Genomic DNA, 766 nt, shown 5'->3' on the forward strand with positions numbered 1-766 from the left:
CGGATCACAAATAACTTTCTTCAAATCCATATCAAAGATTGTACCAGCACCATAAGCGGGTTCACCTTCAAGACGCATTTTTAATTTATGTGCTGGCGTACCTGCTGTAATAACTTCAATATCACGATCTGAAATGTGACCACCAAGATTTTCATGAGCATCTAACAACCCTGCTTTCTGAAAATAAAAATCTTCATCTTCATTTTCTCGCATATGAACAATGAGATCAGTTAAGCCCCATTCCGGCGTAGAAGTTTGCATTACTAAGCCTTGTGTCGTTACCGTCCTAATCGTTGCTTGTTCAAAGATTTCCATTGAAATATGTGGATCTTCCTCGTCAAGCCAAATTAAATGTTTAGCTTGTCCAAATAATGCTTCTTGTCCCTGCTGCGTACTCTTAAAGCTTACATCAGAGTAACCCCGTAATAGTCCGTACTCGTCATAACTTCTAACTTTAAATTCAAGCACCTGATTACCATTTCTAATAATACTTTCTTTGACAATACAATGAAGGGGAATAGCGCCGGAGCCTAATACACCCTTATCTTCTCCATCAAATTCAGTATTTTCTAAATGGCGAGCATCTTTAATGCCTAATAATTCATATTGTAGAATCTGGCGAGTAGTATCACTGGTAGTACCTACACAAAATGTAGAAATAGGACAATCAAAGCGCCTACCTTCCCATTTAAAAGCCATTTGATCATATAAACCTGTTAAATGTGCGGCAAACTCAATAGATCCCGCTGCTGACTTACCTAAACGT

General features: G+C 38.3%; 1 protein-coding gene. It reads right to left on the reverse strand.

Annotated elements, in window-relative coordinates:
* The coding region (locus N1032_RS24975; protein WP_259543254.1) for a terminase large subunit domain-containing protein at nucleotides 1-766 on the reverse strand (766 nt) is incomplete at both ends.

It is taken from the genome of Herbiconiux daphne (assembly GCF_024979295.1).
Classification (GTDB): Bacteria; Actinomycetota; Actinomycetes; order Actinomycetales; family Microbacteriaceae; genus Herbiconiux; species Herbiconiux daphnes.